Raw genomic sequence first — 10,256 nt, forward strand, 5'->3', positions numbered from 1 at the left:
TCCACCGCGTCCCCTATGGGGACGGCCATTGTCAAACACCGGCGCCGCGAAGCGGCCTGCCGAAGGGCAGAAGCCACCTCGGCACGGAAGGACGGATTGTCCTGCCCAGGCCTCTGTCCCGACCGTTTGCCCGGTGGGCCCTTACCCCTTGCACTTGCCCGCCGAGCCGGCGTTGAAGATGGCCTGGATCTCCTGCGGTGTGAGGGCCCGGTTGAAGTACTCGACTTCGTCCACAATGAGCTCTCCGGATTCCACGCCATCGCCTCCGATGAGCAGAGGGAAGTTGTTGCTGATGTCACCCAGTGGCGGGAAGCTATAAGCGCTAGGAGGTACGAGATTTCCGTTCACGTAGAGGTCCAGATAGGGATACGTTCCCGATCGTCGCAGCACCATGGCAACGTGTACCCATTGATTTGCAGGGATAGCGCCAACAGAAACGTTGAATTTGCCGCTTATATCTTTGACAGCCGCAAACACCTGAGGACCACTGACCGCCTCCTGTATACGCAGAATATATCCGGGTCCCAGCTGTCCCAAATTAAACGGGTACGGTGGTGATGGCGTACCTCCGCCCCCCAGCATCTTCCTGGCTATGGTGATGGTCTTGGTAGTGTGGTCAACTGCAGAGTAATAGATCCAGGCATCGACGGTGAATTCCCCGTTGCCGGGGTTCAGCGGTGCAGCAGGGGGGACCTCCACGTAACTCTGATTGCCAAACAGGAGAGCAGAGGCCACCCGGCCCGCGACCGATCGAGGCCACGTTGAAGGGCCGATCGGGCCTGGTATAGCCTTTCCGTGAAGCCCACCTTTGATATCGACAGCCGTGATGCCCGAGGTCTCATCGAGCGGCCACCAGGCCACCAGCCCCTCCGGCGCCCGGATGCACGCTATACGTGTAGGCGTGGGCGTTGGCGTAGGCGGAGGAGTAGGCGAGGCCTCCTGGTAGTTGGCGAACGGCAGAGTTACCGTTTGTCCCGGCGATACTGTTACCGTTGTGGAACCGCCTGGGGGCGAGATGGGAGTCCATCCAGGGGGGAGGACCTCCTTCACGGTGTAGGTAGCCGGGGCCCTCACCTCCACGCAGGCCCTTCCCTCACGGTTGGTGCTTACCTGGATGCCGTTTACCACAAACGTCCATCCCGACAGCAGGGGCTCGCCGGGGTCTCGCACTCCGTTCTTGTTCAGGTCGTGGAATTTGAGAACGCATATGACAGCAGGCCCGGGCGTGGGGGTAGCGGTGGGCGTAGGGCTGGGTGTAGGTGTAGGCGTGCGCGTTGGCGTAGGGCTGGGTGTAGGCGTGGGCCTGCGCGTTGGCGTAGGCGTAGGGCTGGGCGTAGGTTTCCGGTTGCCAAAAAGAACCTGCACTGTCTGGCCCGGCGAGACGGTAACGGTTTGCGAAGTATTCGTTGTTGGAGTCCAGCCCGGCTGGCCTTGCTCGCTCACCGTGTAGGTACCCGGCGCAAGCACCAACCGACACGCCGGTTTCTCTTTGTCCGTGGTGACCGTGCCGATAATGTTCCCCTGGCTATCTTTGATGTCGAACTTCCAGCCAAAGAGTGGAGGCTCGTTGGGATCTTGCACACCATCACCATCCAGGTCCTCGAACTTCACCACGCAGATTTGCCCTTTGCACTTGCCCGCCGAGCCGGCGTTGAAGATGGCCTGGATCTCCTGCTCGCTAAGCGCCCGCTTGAATAGCTCGACCTCATCCAGATCGCCCGGGAAATTTCCACCTCCGCCTTGTGCCGGCACACGCACGCCCAGATAAAAGTCGCTCTTATTGTCCAAATTATTCCCGAGGATCTGGGACGTGCCGGTGTACACCAGCTTCCCATCTACATAGATGCGGACTTGCTTAGCAACCACGTCCGCCACCGCGGCAATGTGGTGCCACTTCCCATCAGCAACATCTGGGGAGTTCACCGCGTTGTGGTTCTCAAAGGAGCCGGCGTGCATAACTTGGAGGGCCGGCACCGCCTTGCCACCGGTGTACTGAGCACTTCGGTAGAGGTGCAGGTGATACCCCGCGTTCTGGTCGCGCTTGTCCTGCAGCACGACCACGCCCGCACCTTGCCACTCTGTCCGCACCCAGGCGTCAATGGTAAAACTCCCTGACCCCACATTGAGCTCAGGATGGTCGGGAACTCGTACAAAATCGTCTTTGCCGTCGAAACGCAGCGCACCGGCGACCACACCTGGAACAGGGGTCGGCCCGTTCATCCAGGTCCCATCGTTAGGCACTCCGGCAATATCGTGAGCGGTAGGGCCGGACGTTTCATCTAAAGGCCACCAGGCCACCAGCCCCTCCGGCGCCCGGATGCACGCTATAGGTGTAGGACTGGGGGTGAAGGTGGGCGTTGGCGGCACCGTGGGTGTAGGTGTAGGCGTGCGCGTTGGCGTAGGCGGAGGGCAAGGGCAGAGGCTCACCTCCAGCCGGAGCCAGTCTACGGCGGTGTCGTCCTGAATGCCCACGGTGAGGCTCCCTGAGCTCGTCATCCCCGGCAGCAGACTGATGAACCCACCGGTCCCATCGGGCAGGTTTGCCAGGTTAAAGGTGAACTCGACCCCCTGGATGTTCACCCACTGACCACCCTGCGGCCAGGAACTGCCGGAAGGAGGAGCTGTGTTCAGGAGCACCGGCCAGTTTGAGGGGGGAGGAGTAAGACCCCCATAGGGGCCGGGGCCAAAGGCAGCGTTCCACACCGCACTTCCAGCGCTCAAAGTAATGGTGTCGTTGACAGGGCCACCTGGGAGCGGGCGGAGACGGGCTTTGAGGACGGCCCCGGTGACGCAGAGGCCTGGAGGTACGCTCAGATGGAAGGAGTGCTCGAAGATCTGGTTGCCCTGAGTCTGGTCAAACTGGCCCTTATCGGTGGGAGGTCCTGGAGTGCTGAAGTTATCCTCGTCCCCGGCAAAGAGGGTCTGTGCAAGGCAGGGCGTGAGAGTCAGGGTCTTGATGGGAGGCACGGTCGTGGGAGGCCGGTTGCAGGCCGCCCCCACTGCAACGGCCAGAAGCCCCACGAGCAAGGATCCCAATCCATGACGGAAGAAACGAATGGGGAACATGGGCCCCTCCTTGAGTTGGGATAGGATATCCCCTCCGGTTTTCGCGAGTCTGGCTGCGCCGATCCCTCCGTCGCGCGCAGACCGCCGGGCGATCCGGCTTCCACCGGTGTGGCCCTGCGATCGGGGCGCTCTACTCATGAGACGTCGGAAGCCCGGGGGATCTTACATGCTATCGGCAGCGCACCCGAAGGGTATGCCGCTCCCCGGGGCGCAGGGTGATCCCATGGGGACCGGGGGGCAAATCGGCTCCATCCCATTCGGCTGCCGTCAAGCCTTCGATGGGGAGATCGAAGACCAGCCCATAGGCGGCCACCCGGATCCCATCCTCCTGGCGCTGGAGGATGAGCGTGACTGGAGGCAAGCGGGCGATCTCCGTTGCGCCCGTTTCGATCCTGACAGGCACCTCCATGTTGGGCAGGATCCGAAGCAGGTGGACGGCGGGTGAGGAACTCACCAGTGGGGGGCAATTCCGATTCTCCACGCGCACTTCGGCGGATGCGGACCCCGTGATCCGGAGAACGAGGGCGGCGGCGGCCAGGCCCAGCATCACCACGCCTGTCAGGAGGACGACCCCCAGGCCCTGGAGCAGGCCTATCCCCGCCGCGCCTGCCGCTCCCACGGCGATCCCCCCTGCCCTTAGGGCTTGCGCCGCCTGGCTCAGGCGCTCCCGGGCCCGCTGGGCGCGCTCCGGGGAGGGGGGAAGCATGGGGATCCCGCCCAGCCATTCCGTCGCGGAAAGGTACCGCCGGCGTGTCTCCTGACACGCCGCGCAACGCTCCAGATGCTGTCGGAGAGCCCGGCGCAGGTCCGGGGTGAGAGCGGGAGGCGGTTCTTCCGGCCCTCCTGTGATCGCCGCCAGGGTGGGGCATGCCCGCCGGCCCACGCGAAGGAGGATCCAGGCGGCCATCGCCTCCTCGAGATGAGCCCGGGCCCGGTTCAGGCGAGTGTGGATCGCCCCTCTCGAGCGGCCGAAGACCGCGGCGAGCTCCGCGGGGGTCAGTCCGTGGCGGAGATGCAGATCCAGCAGCATGGCTTCCTCCTCCGGGAGCGCCTGTAAGGCCTCACGGAGGATCGCCATCCGCTCCCTCCGGAGGAGTTCCCTTTCCACCCCTTCATCCGGCGCTTGGGGTTCTGTCTCCTCGGCTTCTTCCTGCCCACCCTCGGCCCATCGAACGTGGCGGCGGGATCTTCGGAGAACGTCGTAAATCTCTCGGCGGGCGATGGTGTAGAGGTAAGCCCGGAAATGGCGGGGAGGCTGGCGAGGACGGCCTTCCAGGAGCTTAAGGAATGTCTCCTGAGCCACATCCATTGCCTCATCCGGATCCCCCAGCATGCGACAGGCCAGATCATAGACACGGGGGAAATACCGCTCGTAAAGCCAAGAGAAGGCCTCTGGATCGCCCTGAAGCATCCGGGCAGCGATGGCTTCCTCTGAAGTCTCGGAAGAGGTTGAGGAAAGGTCGGTCGGATTTCCCATAGCGTTCCTTTTGCACGGAATCGATGGGACCCGAGCTGCCGCAGGGAACCCCTGGAGCCGCCAGTGGGAGGTGGGTGAGGACGGGGAGCCCGCGCGCGCCTGTACCATAATTATAATTCATAACTATAATTAAGGTAAGATCCTCGTGCAACCTGTCGTCTATCCTCCGTTCCCCAGCGCCTGTCGGATGGCCCAGACGGTTTGGAGGAAGGCGGGGTGCGACCAGCGGTTGGCGCCCCGGGGGCGGGGGGCGGGGATCTGGATCTCCGCGACGATGGCCCCTGGCCGCGGGCTCATCACCAGGACGCGATCCGCCAGCCATGCGGCTTCGTGGACATCGTGGGTGACCATTAGGACCGTTTTGCGATGGCGTTCCCATAGTTCGATCAGCATCGCGTTCAGCCGCTCCCGCGTGATGGCATCCAGTGTGGCGAAGGGCTCGTCCAGGAGCAGGATATCCGGATCCGCGGCCAGAGCCCGAGCCAGAGCCACCCGTTGCTGCATGCCGCCGGAGAGCTCACGGGGATAGGCATGCTCGAAACCCTGCAGGCCGACCTGTTCCAGGAGCGCCTGCGCTCGCCGGGCGGCCTCGGGCCCGGGCCATCCGCTCAATTCCAGCGGCAGCCGCGCGTTCTCCAGCGCTGTCCGCCATGGCAGCAGGGAATCTTTCTGGAACACGATTCCGATCCGTCGATCCGGCCCCCGAAGGGGTTGATCTCCCAGCCAGATCTCCCCCTGCGTGGGGGGGAGCAGGCCGGCCAGGATGCGCAGCAGCGTGGTCTTGCCGCATCCCGAAGGTCCCACCAGGCAGACGAACTCCCCCTGCCGCAACCTCAGGGAAACCTCCCGCAGCGCCCAGACCTCCCCTCGCCCCGTTCGATAGCAGTGGGCGATATGGCGCGCCATCAGAAGCGGTCGATCGGTCATCGCCCGCGCTCCACCTGGGGCCAGAGCTCCTCTACGAAGGCGTTGGTGAAAGCGGCCTGCAGATCCCCGGGCTCCTTCAGCTGACCCATCCGCACCAGCACGGCCGTCATCTGCTGCCAAGCGCGGAGATCCGAGCGGCCCGGCAACTCGGCTTGCCATAATGGCAGCGTTGCCTGCAGCACCTCCCACTGGGCCTGTTCGTTCTCGCCGCTCAACCCTTCCACATACTTCTTGCTGATCTCGAACGCCTCCCGGGGGTTCCGCAGCGTATCCCGCAGGCCTCGCAGGAACGCCCGCAGGAATCGTCGCACCAGATCCGGCTGATTCTGGATGGTTCGCTCGTTGGTGATGATGCCGTTGCCGACCAGGGCCGCGTAATCCGCCACATCGATGACGTTCACCGTGAAGCCGGCCCGCCGTAGAACCAGCGGCTCGTTGTTGATGTACCCCACCGCCGCATCGACCCTCCCCTCCTTCACAGCTGCCACCTGGGTGAAGCCTCCCAGATCCACCGCCTCTACTTCCTCATCCCGGATCCCGGCAGCGTAGAGCAGGGCCTTGAATCCCACATAGGAAGCGCCGAAAAAACCCGGGAGGCCCACTTTCCGGCCCCGAAGATCCGAGGGGGTCCGGATCCCCTTCTCCGCTATCGCGAACACGGCGATGGGATATCGCTGATACCACTGGGCGATCATCACAATGGGCAGCCCCTGGGCCCGGGCCAGCGGCACCTGCTCGCCGCTTACCAGAGCGAAGGGCAGCTGTCCGGCCCCCACCAGCTGCACACCGTTGGTTTCGAAACTGTAATCAAAGGAGAGCTCGATTCCTTCCTGGGCGAAGTAGCCTTTCTCAACGGCTACATAGAAGGGGGCGAACTGCACGTTGGCGATGTAGCCCATGGGCAGACGGATTGAGGTAGGGGTGGCCGGTGCGGGCGGGCCGGCGAGCGCCTGACAGGCGGTCAGGGCGATGAGGAGCAATCCGGAAGGTATCCAGGGATGCCGCATCGTTCACCTCCATGGCGGGGTGCAAGATCGATGACAAACCCATCCGGCGCTTCCATGGGGAAGCGCTCATTCTCTCTGTGCCCATCGATGCTCTAGGGTGGAGATCATCCCGTAAAGCAACAGGGCCTGGGAGGCTAGGAGCAAGATCCCTCCGAACACCAAGGGGGTGTCATAGAGGCCCTGGCCCTGCTTAATCAGGAAACCGATCCCCCGATCCGCACTGATCAGCTCCCCTACGAATGCCCCGATCACCGAAAGGGTGGCGCCGATTTTCAGGCCCCCGAAGATCACTGGAAGGGCCGCAGGCCACTCCAGCTTCCAGAAGGTCTGCCACCGCGTAGCCTGCAGGCTGCGGAACAGCTCCCGCCACTCCAGGGGCACTTGGCGGAAACCGGCGATGGCGGCGATCAGGATCGGGAAGAAGGCGATGAGGGCGCTCACCATGACCCGGGCCAGGAGCCCCGGACCGAACCAGATGATCAAGAGGGGGGCGACCGCGACGATGGGCACTGCCTGGGAGGCCACCAGATAGGGGGCCACCATGCGCTCGAACAGGCGCCAGTGGGCGAGGGGATAGGCGAGGCTCAGGCCCATCACTACCCCTAGGCTCAGCCCCAGCCCGACCTCGACCGCCGTCGCCCACCAGTGACGCCATAGGGATCCGCTGGCCGCCAGTGCCCACATCCGGGCCGCTACTTGCTCCGGCCCCGGCAGGATAAAGGGCGGGTAATCCCCCAGACGCACCACCAGGCTCCACAGCAGAACGAAGAGCAATGCCGCCCCCGCTCGAGGGAGCCAGGCCGTATTCCGAACCCTGGCGCTCCATCCGGTCGCCTTTCCATGCATTTCCGATCCCCCGATGATGAAGGTCGGAGATCACCCCACCCCGTGAAAGCATGGGGGGAAGCGATCCGAGCGTTCTGCCCGGAAACAGAAAGCCCCGGGATCCCTAGACCCCGGGGCAGGAAAACCGGTTATCCCTCGGAACGCTGCAGGTTCCGAGCTTCCCGGATCCCATGGCGGGAGAGCGGAAGCCCCCTGTCGTTCGGAATCGAGGAGAGCCCGCCCTGGTAAAGAAAAACCCCCGAAGGTCACGGACCCTCGGGGGCAGGGCAAAGAGCTGGCCTCCGCCGCGCAGGGAACAACAACCCCGAAGGCGTCCCGAAGGCCTTCGGGGCAGGTTCGCGCCATGCGCAGCGCGCCATGGGAACGCCACCTGCTCCCATCCCGACTATACGGTCGGCCCCGGACTTTCACCGGTGTCCTGCCTCGGCCCAGTGGGCCTCGGCTCGCGGGCTGAGGAGGCGAGGGCAACTCCCTCCATCACCGCCGGTCGGGAATTGGCCGCCCGAAGGCGACCTCACCCTGCCCCGCAGGTCGTGGTGATTCCATTGTATGGCACAGCGGATCCCCGAATCGGAGCCGCTGCGAATCATGCCTTGCTGCTTCATGATAAATACAGGGGTCTGATCTGTCAAAAAGCATGGGGGAGGATGGGATCGCTTTCGAAAGAGACAGCGCGTTCTCCGCTTCTTAGGCAGCGCCGCTCTCATTAAGAAGAGCCGATCCATCGGGGCGCGGGGCGTTCCTCGACATCCTCCATCAGCCCCCCATGGCCCATGGAGGCGATCTCCTCCCGGGTCAAGCGCAGCCCGGCCATCAGGCGGGGGATCACCCAGTCCACCACGTTCCGGTGGCGGCTCCGCGCGCAGCCTGGCGCCCCCAGAATCGGGATTTCCCCATAGTAAGCGATCAGCAGGAGGTTCCCCGGATCCACCGGTGCCCCGAACGCTTCCACCCTTCCCCCGATGCGCCGGATCGCCCGGGGGGCGATGTCTTCTTCATCCATAATCGCCGTCTCGCCGGCCAGGATCAGGAAGTCTGCCCCCTGGCCCAGCGCGGCTTCCATCGCCCGGGCCAGCTCGGATTCCTCATGGCGCACCGTCTGCGTCCCAAGCCATACGCCGCCGCAGGCGAGCACCCGTTCCCGAAGTGGGCCTTCGAAATCGGCGATCAAGCGGGGCCAGACGGCGGGATGCCCGGAGAGGATCAGGGCCACCCGGCGGGGCTGGAAGGGATAAACGCCCATCAGTGGGCCGTTCTCCCGGAGCAGCGCCTCCGCATGGGCGATGATCCCTTCAGGCAAGGCGAAGGGGATGATCTTCAGGCTGGCGGCGATCTGACGAGGGCGCACCACGCTTCCTCGAGCCAGGGTTGCCAAGGTGATCCCGGGGAGGCGGTTCAGCTGTTCCAGCGGATCGGGTTTCACCAGGAACACCCCTGCTGCCTCCGCCAGGAAGTTCACCCGTCCCCCAGCCGCTGGCATCGGGCGCAGGCCCGGACCTTCACAGGCCCGGGCGATGCGCCGAGCTGCTTCGTCCTCCCCCACGTCGCCGGGCTCCAGCTCGGCGACCACGACTTCCTGATAGCCCTCCGCTTTCAACCGGGCCACATCTTCCGGTGTGAGACGCCGGCCTTTGCGGAATAGGCGGTTTCCCTGCGCGTCGGCCAGATTGTGGGCCAGGATGCGCCCGACCGCTTCTTCCACGGGAACCGGACCGAATTTCATGAGGGGGCCTCCTCGGGCACAGCGGCCCGCGCGGCCTGTCGCCGCCGGCTCTGCTCGGCCACGATCTCCGCCATGATGCTCAGGGCGATCTCCTCCGGCGTGCGCGCCCCGATCGCCAGGCCGATGGGGGCATGGAGGCGGGCAAGGGCCTCCTCCGGGATCCCTTTGCGGCGCAGCCGTTCCAGGCGCCGGGCGCTGGTTTTCCGGCTTCCGAGAGCGCCCACGTAAAAGGCCGGGCTTTGCAGGGCGGCCATCACCGCCGGATCATCCAGTTTGGGATCATGAGTGAGGACGGCCACCGCCGTCTGGGGAGTGATCAGATCGGAGAGGACCTCATCCGGCCAGGCATGGATCAGGCGATCCACATGAGGGAAGCGCTCCGGGGTGGCGAAGGTGCGGCGCGGATCGACCAGATAAACCCGCCAGCCTAGGATCTTGGCGATGGAGGTCAGGGCAATGCCGATATGCGTGCCCCCCACAATAATCAGCAGGGGAGCCGGAACATAGGTTTCGATATAGACCTCCACCTCTCCCTCTGGGGTGGGAAGAAGCACAGTTCCGGAATGGCCGATCGTCAGGTAACGATGCGCCAGCTCCCGGACCGGACGATCCAGCTCCGGATGCACGTTTCCCCATCCATCGCTGCCCGGCTCGATGATCCATTTGGCCCCCAGCCATGCTTCCGGCCCCCGGATCACAGTGGCGAGGGCGATGGGTTCTTCCTTCCGAATGGCTTCCCGCACGCGCTCAAACCAGTTCATCCAGTCCCTCCGGAAATGGGAGGAGAGAGCAGTCTCAGGGCAGCGGCTCCACAAACACCTCGATCGTTCCCCCGCAGGCCAGACCCACATCCCAGGCCATCTCGTCGCTGATGCCGAAGCGGACCAGACGGGGGCGCCCGGTGCGCAGCACCTCCTGGGCGATCTCGAAGACGGCTCCTTCCACACAGCCACCGCTCACCGATCCAGCCATCTCCCCACCGGAGGAGACGGCCATCTTTGCCCCCACGTCCCGAGGAGCGGATCCGATGACTTTCACTACGGTCGCCAGCGCGACCCGTTCCCCTCGCCCTTTCCATCGCTCGATCGCTTCCAGCACCTCGCGCATGGGAAGTCTCCTGGTTAGGATGAGAGGGTGCACTTGAACAGATCCCGGACCGGGCACCGGAATCCGGGAAGGAGGTCGCCGCCGTCCAACTCGTTGAGCGCGT

8 protein-coding genes are annotated in these 10,256 nt (G+C 64.5%); all 8 read right to left on the minus strand.

Translation table 11 applies throughout. The features are described 5' to 3' along the window. Positions 1–141 precede the first annotated feature (141 nt). Positions 142–3,066, minus strand: coding sequence for a LamG-like jellyroll fold domain-containing protein (locus ACFMO3_RS06050; RefSeq protein ID WP_376789530.1), 2,925 nt, complete (start codon positions 3,064–3,066; stop codon positions 142–144). A gap of 169 nt (positions 3,067–3,235) precedes the next feature. Further along, positions 3,236–4,477 (minus strand): RNA polymerase sigma factor, encoded by a 1,242-nt coding sequence (locus ACFMO3_RS06055; protein WP_376789531.1) that lies wholly within the window; start codon positions 4,475–4,477, stop codon positions 3,236–3,238. Between the two features lie 225 nt (positions 4,478–4,702). Next, the gene (locus tag ACFMO3_RS06060; protein ID WP_376789532.1) at positions 4,703–5,470 is read right to left on the minus strand and encodes an ABC transporter ATP-binding protein; all 768 of its coding nucleotides are present in this window, start codon (positions 5,468–5,470) and stop codon (positions 4,703–4,705) included. Then, a complete protein-coding gene (locus ACFMO3_RS06065; protein ID WP_376789533.1) occupies positions 5,467–6,477 on the minus strand; it encodes an ABC transporter substrate-binding protein in 1,011 nt (336 codons plus the stop codon). The genes ACFMO3_RS06060 and ACFMO3_RS06065 overlap by 4 nt, the downstream gene beginning before the upstream one ends. Before the next feature lie 66 nt (positions 6,478–6,543). Then, the gene (locus ACFMO3_RS06070) at positions 6,544–7,323 is read right to left on the minus strand and encodes an ABC transporter permease (RefSeq protein ID WP_376789534.1); all 780 of its coding nucleotides are present in this window, start codon (positions 7,321–7,323) and stop codon (positions 6,544–6,546) included. A 706-nt stretch (positions 7,324–8,029) separates the two neighbouring features. Then, positions 8,030–9,046: a molybdopterin-binding protein gene (locus tag ACFMO3_RS06075; protein WP_376789535.1), complete on the minus strand. Its 1,017-nt coding sequence runs from the start codon at positions 9,044–9,046 to the stop codon at positions 8,030–8,032. Next, positions 9,043–9,807, minus strand: coding sequence for an XdhC family protein (locus tag ACFMO3_RS06080; protein ID WP_376789536.1), 765 nt, complete (start codon positions 9,805–9,807; stop codon positions 9,043–9,045). Before ACFMO3_RS06080 ends, ACFMO3_RS06075 begins: the two co-directional genes overlap by 4 nt. Positions 9,808–9,841: 34 nt before the next feature. Beyond that, positions 9,842–10,153 carry an XdhC family protein gene (locus ACFMO3_RS06085; protein WP_322802035.1) on the minus strand — a complete coding sequence of 104 codons (312 nt, stop codon included), beginning with the start codon at positions 10,151–10,153 and terminating at the stop codon, positions 9,842–9,844. Positions 10,154–10,256 lie beyond the last annotated feature (103 nt).

The organism is Thermoflexus sp. (assembly GCF_042408815.1).
GTDB lineage: Bacteria > Chloroflexota > Anaerolineae > Thermoflexales > Thermoflexaceae > Thermoflexus.